Source organism: Saccharibacillus qingshengii, from assembly GCF_013185195.1.
Lineage (GTDB): Bacteria > Bacillota > Bacilli > Paenibacillales > Paenibacillaceae > Saccharibacillus > Saccharibacillus qingshengii.
In genome coordinates, this window is the sequence record NZ_JAAZWC010000003.1 from 212,675 (window position 1) to 229,243 (window position 16,569).

The 16,569-nt window shown below is 52.3% G+C and carries 15 protein-coding genes; all 15 read left to right on the forward strand.

The features are described 5' to 3' along the window. Nucleotides 1-116 precede the first annotated feature (116 nt). The 15 genes from HRQ60_RS04450 (at nucleotide 117) to fliI (ending at nucleotide 16,564) form a co-directional block, all read left to right on the forward strand. A complete protein-coding gene (locus HRQ60_RS04450) occupies nucleotides 117-584 on the forward strand; it encodes a MarR family winged helix-turn-helix transcriptional regulator (protein ID WP_172194431.1) in 468 nt (155 codons plus the stop codon). A gap of 289 nt (nucleotides 585-873) precedes the next feature. After that, on the forward strand, nucleotides 874-2,034 hold the full coding sequence (gene sucC / locus HRQ60_RS04455) for an ADP-forming succinate--CoA ligase subunit beta (RefSeq protein ID WP_172194432.1): 1,161 nt from the start codon (nucleotides 874-876) through the stop codon (nucleotides 2,032-2,034). An 87-nt stretch (nucleotides 2,035-2,121) separates the two neighbouring features. Beyond that, the gene (gene sucD / locus HRQ60_RS04460) at nucleotides 2,122-3,051 is read left to right on the forward strand and encodes a succinate--CoA ligase subunit alpha (protein WP_172194433.1); all 930 of its coding nucleotides are present in this window, start codon (nucleotides 2,122-2,124) and stop codon (nucleotides 3,049-3,051) included. A 137-nt stretch (nucleotides 3,052-3,188) separates the two neighbouring features. After that, on the forward strand, nucleotides 3,189-4,316 hold the full coding sequence (gene dprA, locus HRQ60_RS04465; protein ID WP_172194434.1) for a DNA-processing protein DprA: 1,128 nt from the start codon (nucleotides 3,189-3,191) through the stop codon (nucleotides 4,314-4,316). 114 nt (nucleotides 4,317-4,430) lie between these two features. Next, on the forward strand, nucleotides 4,431-6,530 hold the full coding sequence (gene topA, locus HRQ60_RS04470; protein ID WP_172194435.1) for a type I DNA topoisomerase: 2,100 nt from the start codon (nucleotides 4,431-4,433) through the stop codon (nucleotides 6,528-6,530). A 17-nt stretch (nucleotides 6,531-6,547) separates the two neighbouring features. Next, nucleotides 6,548-7,882, forward strand: coding sequence for an FADH(2)-oxidizing methylenetetrahydrofolate--tRNA-(uracil(54)-C(5))-methyltransferase TrmFO (trmFO, locus tag HRQ60_RS04475; RefSeq protein WP_172194436.1), 1,335 nt, complete (start codon nucleotides 6,548-6,550; stop codon nucleotides 7,880-7,882). Between the two features lie 27 nt (nucleotides 7,883-7,909). Continuing rightward, nucleotides 7,910-8,449, forward strand: a complete 540-nt coding sequence (gene hslV, locus HRQ60_RS04480) for an ATP-dependent protease subunit HslV (RefSeq protein WP_172194437.1) — start codon at nucleotides 7,910-7,912, stop codon at nucleotides 8,447-8,449. 90 nt (nucleotides 8,450-8,539) lie between these two features. Further along, entirely contained in the window at nucleotides 8,540-9,949 is a 1,410-nt protein-coding gene (gene hslU / locus HRQ60_RS04485) for an ATP-dependent protease ATPase subunit HslU (RefSeq protein WP_172194438.1), read from the forward strand. Nucleotides 9,950-10,349: 400 nt separating this feature from the next. After that, the gene (gene flgB, locus HRQ60_RS04490) at nucleotides 10,350-10,757 is read left to right on the forward strand and encodes a flagellar basal body rod protein FlgB (protein ID WP_172194439.1); all 408 of its coding nucleotides are present in this window, start codon (nucleotides 10,350-10,352) and stop codon (nucleotides 10,755-10,757) included. Nucleotides 10,758-10,759: 2 nt separating this feature from the next. Further along, nucleotides 10,760-11,212 (forward strand): flagellar basal body rod protein FlgC, encoded by a 453-nt coding sequence (gene flgC, locus HRQ60_RS04495; protein ID WP_172194440.1) that lies wholly within the window; start codon nucleotides 10,760-10,762, stop codon nucleotides 11,210-11,212. Between the two features lie 73 nt (nucleotides 11,213-11,285). Then, a complete protein-coding gene (gene fliE, locus HRQ60_RS04500) occupies nucleotides 11,286-11,597 on the forward strand; it encodes a flagellar hook-basal body complex protein FliE (protein ID WP_172194441.1) in 312 nt (103 codons plus the stop codon). Nucleotides 11,598-11,646: 49 nt separating this feature from the next. Then, nucleotides 11,647-13,239 (forward strand): flagellar basal-body MS-ring/collar protein FliF, encoded by a 1,593-nt coding sequence (gene fliF, locus HRQ60_RS04505; protein ID WP_172194442.1) that lies wholly within the window; start codon nucleotides 11,647-11,649, stop codon nucleotides 13,237-13,239. Between the two features lie 12 nt (nucleotides 13,240-13,251). Then, a complete protein-coding gene (gene fliG, locus HRQ60_RS04510; RefSeq protein WP_172194443.1) occupies nucleotides 13,252-14,268 on the forward strand; it encodes a flagellar motor switch protein FliG in 1,017 nt (338 codons plus the stop codon). Beyond that, the gene (locus HRQ60_RS04515; RefSeq protein ID WP_172194444.1) at nucleotides 14,261-15,085 is read left to right on the forward strand and encodes a FliH/SctL family protein; all 825 of its coding nucleotides are present in this window, start codon (nucleotides 14,261-14,263) and stop codon (nucleotides 15,083-15,085) included. The genes fliG and HRQ60_RS04515 overlap by 8 nt, the downstream gene beginning before the upstream one ends. Nucleotides 15,086-15,244: 159 nt before the next feature. Beyond that, nucleotides 15,245-16,564 (forward strand): flagellar protein export ATPase FliI, encoded by a 1,320-nt coding sequence (fliI, locus tag HRQ60_RS04520; RefSeq protein WP_172194445.1) that lies wholly within the window; start codon nucleotides 15,245-15,247, stop codon nucleotides 16,562-16,564. The last annotated feature ends 5 nt before the right edge of the window (nucleotides 16,565-16,569 follow it).

Here is a 16,569-nt window from a genome sequence, read left to right on the forward strand (position 1 = left end):
ATAAGCGGGTTTTTTACATAATTCGCGTCAAACGTATTTACAACAATCAAATTTAATGCGATTATGTTTGTACATCAAATTCGGAAGTAACCGAAGCAAGGAGAGGAGTGCGCAGAATGAGCAAGGTTAACGAATATCCACAGCTTCAGCTGGATAATATGCTGTGCTTCTCGATTTATGCCAGCTCGCGCGAGATTACGAAGATGTATCAGCCCTACCTGGAATCGCTGGGCGTAACGTATTCGCAGTATCTCGTACTGATCGTATTGTGGGAGCAGGACGAACGAACGGTCAAAGAGTTGGGCGAGGAGCTGTTTTTGGACTCGGGTACATTGACTCCGCTGCTTAAGCGGTTGGAGAATGCCGGTTTTGTGTCACGCAAACGATCGACGGAAGACGAGCGCAAAGTGTTTATTTCGCTGACGGAACAAGGACGCGAGCTGCAAGACAAAGCCGCTCCCATTCCGGAATGTCTCGCCAAGGATCTGAATATGGACGTACCGGAATTTGTAGAACTGCTGGGCCGATTCCAGAATCTGCTGGCACGTGCGCATCAGGCAAACGTATCTTCGTCGGGAAAATAAATCCGTTTTTTTATAGCGGCTCTGATCGAATAAAGCAGCCGGGACCCTTGGGGGTTCCGGTTTTTTGCATGCCCGCGGTTGAGCGGATTAGGGCTTTTTGTCGGATCGCGCGGACTTTGGTTTAAAGAGCGGATCGGGCATTGAAAAAAATGTCGAAAAAAGCGGAATAGTTCGAATTTTAAGAAAGCGTTTCAATTTTGATTGTCACTCGTGCTATAATGATTGAGGTTGTACTTTTTCTGCCTGGCAACCCGCCTGGTGCGAGCCAATTTGATAGGAGGATTCACACATGAATATCCATGAATATCAAGGCAAAGAAGTTTTGCAGCAGTACGGAGTTTCCGTGCCGCGCGGTAAAGTGGCGTTCAGTGCGGCGGAAGCCGTTGACGCAGCCCGCGAGCTCGGAAGTCCAGTCGTCGTCGTTAAGGCGCAGATCCACGCGGGCGGACGAGGCAAGGCCGGAGGGGTCAAGATCGCCAAAAGTCTGGATGAAGTGCGGACCTACGCCGAAGAATTGATCGGCAAGGTGCTCGTGACCCATCAGACAGGTCCGGAAGGCAAAGAGATCAAGCGGCTTCTCATTGAAGAAGGCTGCGATATCAAGAAAGAGTATTATATTGGCGTCGTCGTGGACCGGGGAACCGGCAGCGTCGTGCTGATGGCTTCGGAAGAAGGCGGAACGGAGATCGAAGAAGTGGCGGCCAAGTCGCCCGAGAAGATCTTCCGTGAAGTGGTCGACCCGGCTGTCGGTTTGCAGACGTTCCAGGCCCGTCGTCTGGCGTATGCGATCAATATTCCGAAAGAGCTCGTCAACAAAGCGGCGAAGTTCATGCTGGCGCTGTACGAAGCGTTCATTGACAAAGACTGCTCGATCGCCGAGATCAATCCTTTGGTCGTGACCGGCGGCGGCGACGTGATGGCGCTCGATGCCAAGCTCAACTTCGATTCCAACGCCCTGTTCCGCCACAAAGACATTTTGGCGCTGCGCGATCTGGATGAAGAAGACGAGAAAGAAATCGCGGCGTCCAAGTTCGACCTGAGTTATATTGCGCTGGACGGCAATATCGGCTGTATGGTTAACGGTGCGGGCCTGGCCATGGCCACCATGGATATTATCAAATACTACGGCGGCGAACCCGCCAACTTCCTGGACGTAGGGGGCGGTGCAACGAAGGAAAAGGTAACCGAAGCCTTCAAGATCATTTTGTCCGATCCCGAGGTCAAAGGCATCTTCATCAATATTTTCGGAGGCATTATGCGCTGCGACGTCATTGCGGACGGTGTAGTTGAAGCCGCGAAGCAGATCAAGCTGGACAAGCCGCTTGTCGTGCGTCTGGAAGGCACGAACGTTGAGCTGGGCAAGAAAATCTTGAACGAATCGGGACTGAATATCGTCTCGGCGGACTCGATGGCCGACGGCGCACAGCGAATCGTTGAGCTGGTCCGTTAATACGGACTAAGCGCTTAACGCGCAGGACTTTAATTCCTTGGGCTTCAGCTTCGCAAACCGAATTTATACGGAGGATGTGGATCGGACATGAGTATTCTGGTGGATAAAAATACGAAGGTCATTACACAGGGCATTACGGGCGAGACAGGGCTTTTCCATACCAAAGGCGCCCTCGAATACGGCACTCAAATGGTCGGCGGCGTAACGCCGGGCAAAGGCGGTACCGATATCGAGATCACCTTGGAGAACGGCAGCACCGTTAAACTGCCGGTCTTCAACACGGTCAACGACGCGGTAAAAGCCACGGGTGCTACGGCGAGCGTCATTTACGTTCCGCCGGCATTCGCCGCGGATTCCATTCTGGAAGCGGTCGACGCCGAGCTTGAATTGGTCATCTGTATCACGGAAGGCATTCCGGTACTGGATATGGTCAAGGTCAAGCGTTACATGGAAGGCAAAAAGACGATCCTGATCGGGCCGAACTGCCCGGGCGTCATTACGCCGGAAGCCTGCAAAATCGGCATTATGCCGGGCTATATCCACAAAGCCGGCAAAGTGGGCGTCGTTTCCCGCAGCGGAACGCTGACGTATGAAGCGGTACACCAGCTGACGACGCGCGGTATCGGCCAGTCGACTGCGGTCGGCATTGGCGGAGACCCGGTCAAAGGTTCGGAGTTCATCGACATTCTGAAGATGTTCAACGATGACGAAGGCACGCAGGCCGTTGTCATGATCGGCGAAATCGGCGGTACGGCGGAAGAAGAAGCAGCCGAATGGGTGAAAGCCAATATGACCAAACCGGTCGTAGGCTTCATCGGCGGCGCTACCGCGCCTGAAGGCAAACGCATGGGCCATGCCGGCGCGATCATCTCGGGCGGCAAAGGTACGGCAGCCGAAAAAATCGCCAAGTTGGAAGAATGCGGCATTCGCGTTGCTCCGACTCCGGCCGAAATGGGCGCGACTCTTGTAGCCGTACTCGAAGAACGCGGTGTGCTGGAGACGTTCACGGCAGGTTGATCGACGTGGCATTTGCGGTCCAAGCCACATGAACCTTAAATAGTAATCAAAACAAGGCAGGCAGCCTTTCTTTCCCTATGGGAAGAAAGGCTGCCTTTTTTTGCTTTTGCCAAATCACTCAAGGAGGATGAATATCCATGATCCGGCAGCCCTTGCCCGAAGCTTTATGGTTGATGGCACTTCACGAAACGAAAGGAATCGGCTGGCAGAGCCTTTACAGTTTGGTAAGAATCGTTTCCAGGCAGCAGATTCCTTATGATCGGCTGTTTGGAATGACCGAACGGGAATGGATCGCGTTGGGAGCGGACAGTAAATCCGCGCTCGCCGCGGGACAGCTGAATATAGGCTTGGCCCATGACCGTGCCCTGCAGTTGGAGAAGCTCGGGATCGAGCCGATTTCTTTTTACGATGACGCTTATCCTACTTTAATGAAGGAAACCGCCAAACCTCCCTGGATCCTGTACACGGTCGGAAGGCGGGAACTTCTGCATGAATTCGGAATCGCTATCGTGGGTACGCGCGCTCCGACCTCCTACGGGAAAATCGTCTGCGAACGGATTGCCGGGTCGTTGGCGGAGCAGGGTGTATGCCTGGTAAGCGGGATGGCACGGGGGATAGACGGCTGCTGCCACCGGGAAGCGTTGAAGCGCGGAGGGGCGACTATTGCGGTACTTGGTGCGGGTCCCGATATCGCCTATCCGCCGGAACACCGGCAGCTTCACCGCGATATTGCCGAGCAGGGGCTGATCGTTTCGGAATTCCCGCCGGGCACGCGCCCTTCTCCGGGATTGTTTCCGCTGCGCAACCGGATCATCGCCGGTTTGTCGCGCGGGGTGCTGATTGTGGAGGCGGCCGAGAAAAGCGGCTCGCTGATTACGGCCGATTATGCACTCGAAGCCTGCCGCGACGTCTTCGCTGTGCCGGGTCCCGTCACTTCGCCGAAAAGCGCAGGAACTTTTGAATTGATCAAAAACGGAGCAAAACCTTGTGGCAGCGCGGATCACATTTTGGAAGAGTATGCGCATTTGTTCATTCCGTCCGCGCAGCGCCCTGCAAAAAAAGAGAGACATGAAAAATTGACAAAAGAGGAGCGGAAGATATACGTTATATTGGAGCAAGGGGATGCCAGCATCGACGAGCTGCAGCGGAAGACGTCGTGGGACTTTGGACTTTTACATTCCGTTCTGCTATCGTTAATCATAAAAAGCCAGGTAAGGTCGCTCTCCGGTGCCGTTTATACATGGGTAGGAGAACCGAACGGCTAACTCCGACCCTAAATCTATCCAACATTCATCAACGCAATATCCGAAGAAACGTCGCGGTTCAGGACATGAGGTCCGAAAAGCCGCGCTTGCACAACCTGAGAGGAGGACGAACCTATGGCGGATGCGCTCGTCATCGTGGAATCGCCCGCAAAGGCAAAAACGATCGGCAAGTACTTAGGCAGTAAATTTATCGTTAAAGCTTCTATGGGACACATCCGGGATCTTCCAAAAAGCCAAATTGGCGTCGAGGTCGAGAACGAATTCAATCCAAAATACATTACGATACGCGGCAAAGGTTCTATCCTTAAAGAACTGAAAGACGCCAGCAAAAAAGTGAAAAAAGTGTATCTCGCGGCCGACCCCGATCGTGAAGGGGAAGCAATTGCCTGGCATCTGGCGCACGCGCTCGATTTGGACAATACGCAGGACTGCCGAGTCGTCTTCAACGAAATCACCAAACAGGCGGTCAAAGATGCGTTCAAGACGCCAAGACCCATTAATATGGATCTGGTTAACGCCCAGCAGGCCCGCCGCATTTTGGACCGGCTGGTCGGCTACAAGATCAGTCCGCTGCTGTGGAAAAAAGTCAAAAAAGGACTGTCCGCCGGACGTGTACAATCCGTGGCCGTCAAATTGATCATTGACCGTGAAAACGAGATTTCGGAATTCACGCCGGAAGAATACTGGAGCATTACGGCCAAATTGGCTGTGAAAGGCAACGAATTCGAAGCCAAGTTCCACCAATTGGACGGCAGCAAGAAAGAACTGCACAGCGAGCAGGAAGTGCAGGAAGTCATGGCCGTTTTCAAAGGGAAAGACTTTACGGTAAGCGAAGTCAAGGAAAGAGAACGCCAGCGGAATCCTTCGCCGCCGTTCACTACAAGTTCGCTGCAGCAGGAAGCCGCGCGCAAGCTGAACTTCCGTGCAGCCAAGACCATGTCGGTAGCCCAGCAGCTGTACGAAGGGATCGACTTGGGCAAAGAAGGAACCGTCGGTCTGATTACGTATATGCGTACCGACTCTACCCGGATCGCAGGCAGCGCCCAGGAAGAAGCCAAAGCGTTTATCACCGAACGGTACGGAGCGGAATTCTCGCCGGAAACGCCGCGTCAATATTCCAAAAAGTCCGCAGGCTCGCAGGATGCGCACGAAGCGGTTCGTCCGACTTCGATGGATCGCGATCCCGAATCGGTAAAAGCATCGATGAGCCGCGATCAGTTCCGGTTGTACAAGTTGATCTGGGAACGTTTCGTGGCCAGTCAGATGTCGTCGGCAGTGCTCGATACGCTGTCGGTGGACATTGCCGCGGGCAGCGCGACTTTCCGGGCGGTAGGCTCGAAAGTCCGGTTCCAGGGTTTCATGAAAGTCTATGTGGAAGGCAACGACGACGGCAGCGTGGAAGAAGACAAATTCCTGCCGGCACTTGCGAAAGGCGACAAACTCGAAAACAAAGAGATCGAGCCGAAACAGCATTTTACGCAGCCGCCGCCAAGATATACGGAAGCGCGCCTGGTTAAAACGCTGGAAGAGCTGGGAATCGGACGTCCGAGTACGTATGCCCCTACTTTGGAAACCATCCAAAAACGCGGTTACGTCGCCATCGAAGAAAAGAAATTCATGCCGACGGAACTCGGAGAGCTGATCAACGAGCAGATGGAACAATTTTTCCCGGAAATTCTGGATGCCGAGTTCACCGCGCACATGGAAGAAAGTCTTGACCATGTAGAAGACGGCGAAGAACAATGGGTTCGGGTTCTGCAGGAATTCTACGGTACGTTCGAGAAACGTCTCGAATTTGCCGAAGAAGAAATGAAAGAAATCGAAATTCAGGATGAAGTTTCGGATGAAGTGTGCGACAAATGCGGCAAACCGATGGTGTACAAAATGGGACGGTTCGGCAAGTTCCTGGCTTGTTCCGGTTTCCCGGACTGCCGCAATACACGCCCAATCATCAAAAATATCGGCGTGACTTGTCCAAAATGCAAAGAAGGACATGTAGTGGAACGCCGCAGTAAAAAAGGGCGTATATTCTATGGCTGCGACCAGTATCCGGAATGCGATTTCGTTTCGTGGGATCGTCCTTCGGCGAAGCCTTGTCCGGTATGCAGTTCGCTGATGGTCGAAAAACGCAGCAAACAGGGAACAAAGCTTCAATGTACGTCGTGCGATCATACGGAAGTGCTTGAAGACAGCGAAGACGCGGCGGAAGTTTAATATAGGGGGAACATGAAGTGAGCAGCAATCAACGGGTAACGGTTATCGGAGCGGGACTGGCGGGAAGCGAGGCGGCTTGGCAGATTGCCAGCCGCGGCGTTCCGGTTACGCTTTACGAGATGCGGCCGAAAGTGAAAACTCCGGCGCATCATACTTCTTATTTTGCGGAGCTGGTCTGCAGCAACTCGCTGCGGGCGAACGGCTTTACGGGAGCGGTCGGCGTATTGAAAGAAGAAATGCGCCGGCTCGACTCGCTGGTTCTCGGGAAAGCGGACGCAAGTGCCGTTCCCGCGGGCGGCGCTTTGGCTGTCGACCGCGATCTTTTTTCGGGGGGGATTACCCAGGCGCTAAAAGAACATCCGCTGGTGGATGTGCGCGAAGAAGAAGTAACCGAGATTCCGGAAGACGGCATTACGGTTATCGCGACCGGCCCTTTGACTTCGCCTTCCCTGTCGACACAGATTCGGAACTTTATGGGTGAAGAGTATTTTTACTTTTATGACGCGGCTGCGCCGATCATCGAGAAAGATTCGATCGATATGGACAAAGTTTATCTGGCTTCCCGCTACGATAAAGGAGAAGCGGCTTACCTCAACTGCCCGATGACCGAAGAAGAATTCGATCGCTTTTACGAAGCGCTGATTACGGCGGAAAAAGCGGAGTTGAAAGAGTTCGAAAAAGAAATCTATTTCGAAGGCTGCATGCCGATCGAAGTCATGATGCAAAGAGGTCGGCAGACCGCTTTGTTCGGTCCGATGAAGCCGGTTGGACTGCCGGATCCCCGCACCGGCAAAAATCCGTTTGCCGTGGTGCAGCTGCGGCAGGACAATGCGGCGGGTACGCTCTACAATCTGGTCGGTTTCCAGACGCATCTGAAGTGGGGCGAACAAAAACGGGTATTCCGGATGATTCCGGGTCTGGAGAACGTGGACATTGTGCGCTACGGGGTGATGCACCGCAATACGTTCATCAATTCGCCGAAGCTGTTGGAACCTACCTATCAGTGCAAAAACAAACCGAATCTGTTTTTTGCAGGGCAGATGACCGGCGTGGAAGGCTACGTCGAATCGGCGGCGTCGGGTCTGATTGCGGGAATCAATGCGGCACATCTGGCCCTTGGCCGTGAGCCGATCGTTTTCCCGGAAGCAACGACGCTTGGCGGAATGGCGCGTTATATCACGACAGCCGATCCGGATCATTTCCAGCCGATGAACGCCAATTTTGGACTGCTGCCGAAACCGGAACAGAAAATCCGCAACAAAAAAGAAAAAAACGAAGCTCTGGCCATGCGCGCACTCGACTCGCTGACGGCTTTTATAGCGGAACATTCGCTGCACGCCGTCCGCGGTTGATCGCGCCGCAGAAAGAGGAGGATCACGATGGAAATTTCGTTTCACGCGACGACCATTTGCGCAGTGCGCAAAAACGGTAAAGCGGCCATAGCCGGCGACGGCCAGGTAACCATGGGACAGAACGTCATCATGAAGCAGCATGCGAAAAAAGTGCGCAGATTGTACCGCGGTCAAGTGTTGGCCGGATTCGCCGGCTCTGTCGGAGATGCGATCACTTTGTTCGAAAAATTCGAAGGTAAACTGGAAGAGCATCAAGGCAATCTGCAGCGTGCAGCCGTCGAACTGGTCAAAGAATGGCGTACCGACCAGATGCTGCGCAAGCTTGAAGCCCTGATGATCGTTATGGATAAAGACGGCATGCTGCTGATTTCGGGCAACGGAGAGATTATCGAGCCGGACGACGATATTATCGCAATCGGTTCGGGAGGCAACTTCGCTTTGTCCGCAGCAAGAGCACTCAAGCGTCATGCGGATCTGGAAGCCAAAGAGATCGCTTTTGAATCGTTGAAAGTCGCGGCCGAGATTTGTGTCTATACGAACGATAATATTATTGTCGAAGAACTTTAATGCCAATTACAGGTGGGTACGTCCGTTTCTACAAAGTCCGGCAGCGGACGAACGAAGCGGCGTATAGACCAAGGAGTGGAGGGTATGGTCATGAAAAACGAAGCCCTGACACCGCGTGAAATCGTGTCGGAACTGGACAAGTACATCGTAGGACAGAAGAATGCGAAACGTTCGGTAGCCGTTGCCCTGCGCAACCGATATCGCCGCAGCCTGCTGTCCGAAGAAGCTCGTGACGAAGTCGTGCCGAAAAACATCCTCATGATTGGACCTACGGGCGTCGGCAAAACGGAAATTGCACGCCGGCTGGCAAAGCTGGTAGGCGCGCCTTTTATCAAAGTCGAAGCAACCAAATTCACGGAAGTGGGTTATGTCGGCCGTGACGTGGAATCGATGGTTCGCGATCTGGTCGAAACTTCGATCCGGATGGTCAAAGCGGAACGTACGGAAAAAGTGAAAGACCGTGCGGAAGAGATGGCCAACGAACGGATCGTCGAAATTCTCGCACCGGCTTCCAAATCTTCATCTTCCCAGCGCAACCCGTTCGAAATGCTGTTTGGAGGCCAGGGCAAAACGCCTTCCGAACCCGAACCGGAGAAAACGCGTTATGAAGAAGGCACGCTCAGCGAACGCCGCCGGAAGATTCGTTTTGAGCTGCTTGCCGGAAAACTCGAAGACGATGTGATCGAGATCGATGTCGAAGATGCGATGCCGAATATGTTCGATATGCTGGCCGGGCAAGGAAACGACCAGATGGGCATGAATATTCAGGAAATGCTCGGGAACTTCATGCCCAAGCGGAGCAAACGCCGCAAGCTTCCGATCCGAGAAGCCCGTAAAGCCCTGACCCAGGAAGAAGCATCGAAGCTGATCGACATGGACGACGTGAATCAGGAAGCGGTACGCCGGGCCGAACAGGCCGGAATCATCTTTATCGATGAGATCGACAAAGTCGCCGGCGGAGGCCGGGGCCACGGTCCGGATATCTCCCGCGAAGGCGTGCAACGGGACATCCTTCCCATTGTGGAAGGATCGACGGTTGTGACGAAGTACGGTCCTGTCAAAACGGATTACGTTCTGTTTATCGCGGCCGGCGCTTTCCACGTGTCCAAACCTTCGGATTTGATTCCGGAACTTCAAGGCCGCTTCCCGATTCGGGTAGAGCTGGAGAGTTTGACGCTGGAAGATTTCATCGCCATTTTGACCGAACCTCAGAATGCTTTGACCAAACAGTATGTGAATCTGCTGCAAACCGAAAATATCGAAATTTCGTTCTCGGCGGAAGCGATTCACGAAATCGCCAGTATCGCCGCTTCCGTGAATCAGAATACGGAAAATATCGGTGCGCGCCGTCTGCATACCATTTTGGAAAAGCTGCTTGAAGATTTGTCGTTCGAAGCTCCGGAACTGAATCTTGAGCAGATGACGATTACGCCAGAATATGTTCGGGAGAAATTGTCCGATATCGCGCAGGACCGCGATTTGAGCCAATACATCCTGTAGAGGCGGACCTTTCATTTTATATTTTTGAAATGGAAGAAATATGGAGCGGTACCGTTTTGGGCGGCGTATACGCGTTGTAAGCCTATTCATTTTTGCTATCGGACGCCGCTTGCTTAGGATTGATTAAAATAAGAAAAAGCCCTGTCTTCCAACCATGGAAAGATAGGGCTTTTTTCTCATTGTTTTATAGGTCCAACTCGAAGAAACTTAGATTAGACATTATTAAGTTTATAACGACAGACATATTGCGGTTTTAAAGCAATAAGTACAAGTTCATACACCAAATATCGGCAGTACGGGCAAAAAAACAATAGTTTAGTCGAAGTTAATTTTGTATAATTTATAATACGCACAAGTTTTTAATACGCACAAGTTTTTAATACCTAAAGGAGTGGAATCGATGAATATCCTGAACGACACCGGTTTTAACCGCCTGCGCAGCGCGATCGATGCTTCGAACACAAGGCAGCAGGTCGTTTCCAACAACATTGCCAATGCGGATACGCCTTATTTCAAGCGTTCCGAAGTATCCTTTGAGAGCCTGCTTCAGTCGGAGATGAACGGTGTAAGTTCGATTAAAGGGCGTATGGCAAGTTCGCGTCATATTGCAATCGGTTCTTCGGGTTCCATTCCTACCGCGCGCATTACCAGCGACAACAGTACGGCGATGAACAACAACAAGAACAATGTGGATATCGATAGCGAAATGACATCTCTTGCCGAAAACCAGCTGCGGTATAACACGTACATCGAAGAAGTGAATCATCAAATCAAAATGATGCGTACAGCGCTGGGAGGCAACGGATAATTATGAGAATCAGCAGCGGTTTTGATGTTAACGCATCGGCTCTTACAGCACAGCGTCTTCGGATGGATATCATCTCGTCGAACATTGCGAATGCCGATTCGACACGTGCCCAAGTGGTCGACGGTCAAGCCCAGCCTTACCGGCGTAAAGTGGCAGTCCTTTCGGAAAACAGCCAAACGCCTTTTGCCCAGACGCTGAATTCGGCGATGAAAGGGAAAAGTTCGGCAAGCGGAGTTAAAGTAACGGCTATTCAAGAAGATCAGGAACCGTTCAAACTGGTCTATAACCCGACTCACCCGGATGCGAACACAGACGGATACGTCCAAATGCCGAATGTGGATATCGCCAAAGAAATGGTCGACATGATTTCGGCCACGCGTTCTTATGAAGCGAATGTAACGGCTCTCAATGCGACCAAGGCTATGCTTTCCAAAGCTATGCAGATCGGCAAGTAATGCTGCAGGAATAAACGGATCTTTAAATTTTAAGCGGGACGCTTAAGCGGACCTAGCAGAAAGGGAGATTGCGATGATTCAAAACCATATGTTCAACCCGGTTCAAATGGCTAACCGTGCGGTTTCCGGTGTTCAGGAGAGCGGGGGCGCAACGCCTCAGGAATCGATCGAGAACTTCGGCCAGTATTTGCAGGACGCTCTTCAAGGGGTATCGGACATGGAGAAAACGGCCGATACGACCGGGAAACAATTCATGCTTGGACAAGCGAATGTGGATCAGGTCATGATTACCGCCGAACAAGCTCTTCTCGGTCTTCAAATGACTTCGCAGGTGCGAAACAAAGTCATCGAAGCGTATCAGGAAATCATGCGGACACAACTGTAAAAGTAATCGAAAGCAAGTCAAGTACAATGCTGCGTAGTGGGGTGAAATTGTGAACGAAAGACTGACCCGAATAAGGGATTCGCTCTTGGGCTATTGGAACCGGCTCAGCAAAACCCAAAAGGGACTGCTGGTATCGACGGTCGCCATTACGCTGCTGACCATCGTAATTCTGACCATGCAATTTTCCAAAACGGAATATGAAGTGGCTTTTCAGGATATGAACAGCGAAGATGCGGCTGCGGCCATGACTTATCTGGATTCGGCCAGCATTCCGTACAAACTTGGCGCTGACGGTACGACTTTGTCGGTACCGAGTACGGATGCCGCGAGAGTTCGTGTGGATATCGGATCGCAGGGGATCATTCAGAACGGTTCGGTCGGTTTCAACAAAATGTTCGGAACGACCACTTCGGCTCTGGGAATGACCGAAAATGAATTCGACGTCAAATACAACAGCGCCTTAAATGGAGAAATTGAATCGCTGCTGAGAATGATGAGTGGTGTGGATACCGCGAAAGTGCTGATCAACCTGCCGAAAGAAAGTTTGTTTGCGAGCAGCGAAGATCAGGAGCAGGCGTCTGCTTCCGTCGTCATGACTTTCAAACCGGGTTACCGGCCAAGTCAGGAAGTTGTAGACGGCTACTTCAATCTCGTCAAGACATCGGTGCCGAATCTGCCTGTTGACAATATTACGATTACAAGCGATAACACCGAATTGTACGCTTCGAATGCAGGCAACGGCTTTGGAGCCGGAGCGGCAGGAGCGATTCAGGATAACCTGGCGATCCAGCGCAAATACGAAAGTGATATCGAAAAAAGCGTGAAAATGTTTCTCGGGAGTATAGTTGGGCCGGATCGGGTGAATGTACTCGTGGCTTCGAAGCTGAATTTTGATCAGGTCAACGCGGAAGAAGTTACGTATTCGCCCGTTGATGTAGAAAACATGCGGGGGATCGAGCTCAGCGTTCAGGATATTCAGGAGAGTTACACCGGAGCGGGCGCGGCAGAAGGCGGAGTCGCAGGAACCGGAACGGAAGCCGTTCCGACTTATCCGGGCGATACTTCATCCGGCCAGTCCACTTCGGAAAGCTCCAATAAAATTGTCAATTACCAAGTCAACCAAATCACCAAGCAAATCGTGCAAAGCCCTTATGTCGTAAAAGATTTAACCATAAACGTGGCGATTGAACCACCTGAGGGCAAAAGTGAATTGGACGACAACGTATCGGACCCTGTGAAAAATGTTTTGTCTAATATTGTGTCAGCCTCACTGGCTGATTCCGGAGTGGACTATAGCGCAGATGATCTTGCAGCCAAAGTTCTTGTGTTTGGCTCGGTTCCACCAGGACAAGAGGCAGCAGCCGACGCCGGAATGTCGAGAACGCTGCTGTGGGGAATTATTGCCGGATTGGCCGTTCTGCTTGCCGCAGCGGTATTCCTGGTTCTGCGCCGCAGAAAAAGAAATCGGGAAGAAGAAGAGCTGCTTGAAGAAATGGCGCTTCCGACTCCTGCCGAAATGCCGTCCATCAATCTGGATACGGTCAACGGAGAAAGCCAGATGCGCAAGCAGCTTGAATCGCTCGCCAAGAAAAAGCCGGACGAATTCGTTAATCTGCTGCGCACTTGGCTAGCTGATGAATAGGAGTGAAGAAGTGTGGCCAAAGCAAGCGCGCAAACGTTAAGCGGTCGGCAGAAGGCTGCCATTCTGTTGATTTCGCTGGGGCCTGAAGTCTCGGCTCAAATATTCAAGCATCTGCGCGATGAAGAGATCGAGCAGCTTACGCTCGAAATTGCGAACGTCCGTAAAGTGGACAGCTCGGAGAAGGACTCGGTGCTTGCCGAGTTCCATCAGATCTGTCTTGCACAAGAATACATTTCGCAGGGCGGCATCAACTATGCAAAAGAAATTTTGCAAAAAGCGCTCGGCGAACAAAAAGCTTTGGAAGTGATCAACCGTCTGACCGCTACCCTGCAGGTTCGCCCGTTCGACTTTGCACGCAAAGCCGATCCGAGTCAGATTTTGAACTTTATCCAAAACGAAAATCCGCAGACGATCGCTCTTGTGCTGTCTTACCTGCAGTTCGAGCAGGCGTCGATCGTTCTTTCTTCGCTGCCTCAGGAGAAACAAGCCGAGGTGGCGCGCCGGATTGCGATGATGGACAGTACTTCTCCGGAAGTCATTGCCCAGGTCGAACGGATTCTCGAACAGAAACTTTCTTCGACCGTTACGCAGGATTTTGCTACGGCGGGCGGCATCGAATCGATCGTCTCGATCCTGAACGGCGTCGACCGGGGAACGGAACGTACCATTTTGGATTCGCTCGAAATTCAGGATCCCGAACTGGCGGAAGAAATCAAGAAAAGAATGTTCGTATTCGAAGATATCGTCAATATCGACGACCGTTCGATCCAACGGATCATTCGCGATGTGGAAAATGCCGATCTGCAGCTTGCGCTCAAAGTCGCGAGCGAAGAAGTTCGCGAAGTGGTATTCAAGAACATGTCCAAACGGATGGCCGACACGTTCCGCGAAGAAATGGAATTCATGGGCCCGGTGCGGCTGCGTGACGTTGAAGAAGCCCAGACTCGTATCGTAAGCATTATACGTAAGCTGGAAGAAGCAGGCGAGATCATCATCGCACGCGGTGGAGGAGATGATATTATTGTCTAACCTCATTAAATCTTCGCAGTATGTGCCAAAAGAAGACTTTGTCAAACTGGATCTGCATCGGCATTACGCTTCGCCCAAGCCGGAGGGTACGGAAGGATCCGACGAAACGTATCTTCCGGCAGTGGATCAACACACGATACAGACCAAAGACGAAATGATCCGGGACGCGAAAGAGTTTGCGGAATTCCAGATTCGCGATGCCGCCGAGCAGGCCGAACGGATGCTGGCGGAAGCGGAGCAGCAGATCGAACTCTGGTGGCAGGAAAAGCGGGAGCAAGATGAGCTTCTGATCGAAGCAGTCAAGTCTCAGGGATTTCGCGAAGGTTATGAGGAAGGCCGGCTTCAAGCGGAAGCGGAGCTGAATGTTCAAATCCAGCAGGCTGCCGAAGAATCGCAGCTGTTGATCCAGGAAGCGGTTCGTACCAAGGGTGAAATCATTCAAGAAGCGGAACCGTTTCTTGTCGAACTCAGCTCGGCCATCGCCGAAAAGATTATCGACCGCAAGCTGGAGGAAGACGCGGCATTGACCCTGTCCTTGATCCGTCAGACCCTTGCGCGCAAAAGGGAACAGGGAACGATCACGCTCTGTGTGGCACCGGCCCAATTTTCGCTGATCAATTCGGCTCGTGAAGAGCTTGCTATGTCGATTGACTCGCAGGCAGAGCTTCAAATCCTGCCTGATTCCACGGTCAAAGACCGCGGCTGCGTCATTCGGTCGAATTTTGGCAGTGTGGATGCAAGAATCGATACCCAGCTCGCCGAAATCAAACGCGAACTGCTTCGATTGGCTCTGCACGAAGAAACGTCGGGGAGCTAGAATCGGAAGGGTACTCCTAGTCGATGAAGATTCCTATAGGAACTTCAGTAGGAGCCCGGGTTTTTTTTAATGACAAAATAGCACTTTTTAGCCTTAGTGGTTTTTTTATAAGCATGTAGAATAAGGGTATAAAGCGAATGACGGTGCGGAGGTGATGGGATGAAAGAATTTCTAGTCGACAAATACTTGGAACAGCTTAAACAGCTCGATCCGGTTCGAGTGAACGGCAAGGTAACACAGGTTATCGGGCTGATGGTGGAATCGGAAGGGCCGGATGCAAGTATCGGCGAGGTGTGCTACATCTATCCCACCAAAACCGCTGCGCCGCTCCAGGCCGAAGTCGTCGGATTCCGGGACAACAAAGTGCTGCTGATGCCGCTGGGCGAGCTGCAGTCGATCGGCCCGGGATGCGACGTGGTCGGCACAGGTAAACCACTGACCGTTCAAGTAGGGTCGGAGCTGCTGGGCAAAGTGCTCGACGGTCTGGGAAGACCGCTTGACGGTTCGCTGCTTCCGGCACGAATGGCCCATGCTTCAACGTTCAACATTCCAAGCAATCCGCTGCAGCGTCCGAGAGTGCACGAGCCGATCAACGTCGGTGTGCGGGCGATCGACGGACTGCTGACAATCGGCAAAGGACAGCGGGTCGGCATCTTCGCCGGATCGGGTGTCGGAAAAAGTACGCTGATGGGAATGATTGCACGTAATACTTCGGCCGACATCAACGTGATCGCTTTGGTCGGAGAACGGGGCCGGGAAGTACTGGACTTCATTGAACGGGATTTGGGAGAGGAAGGGCTGGCACGTTCGGTCGTGATCGTCGCTACCTCCGATCAGCCGGCTCTGGTTCGAATCAAGGCTGCCCTAATCGCAACGAGCATCGCCGAATATTACCGGGACCGGGGAATGAACGTCATGATGATGATGGACTCGGTAACGCGTTACGCGATGGCCCAGCGCGAAGTCGGATTGGCCGTAGGCGAGCCGCCGGCGATGCGAGGATATACGCCTTCGGTGTTCGCAAGCCTGCCGAAGCTGCTGGAACGTGCGGGAACGGGGCCTACCGGATCGATCACCGCTTTCTACACGGTGCTCGTCGACGGCGACGACATGAACGAACCGATCGCCGATGCGGTACGCGGGATTCTGGACGGCCACATCGTACTGAACCGCGGCATTGCGAATCGGGGACATTTTCCGGCAATCGACGTACTGGCCAGCATCAGTCGGGTCATGAAAGATATCTCGCCGGAAATTCAAACGGATGCGGCGAACAATCTCAAACGGCTGCTCTCGGTATACAAAGAATCGGAAGACTTGATCAACATCGGAGCTTACCAAAGAGGTTCAAGCGCCGAGATCGACGAAGCGATAGAAAATATCCAACGCATCTGGGACTTCACGAAACAAAAGGTAGACGAAAAAACGACGCTGCACGAAACGATAGAGCGTTTAATCCAAGAATTCTCAAGGAGCTGACCTTA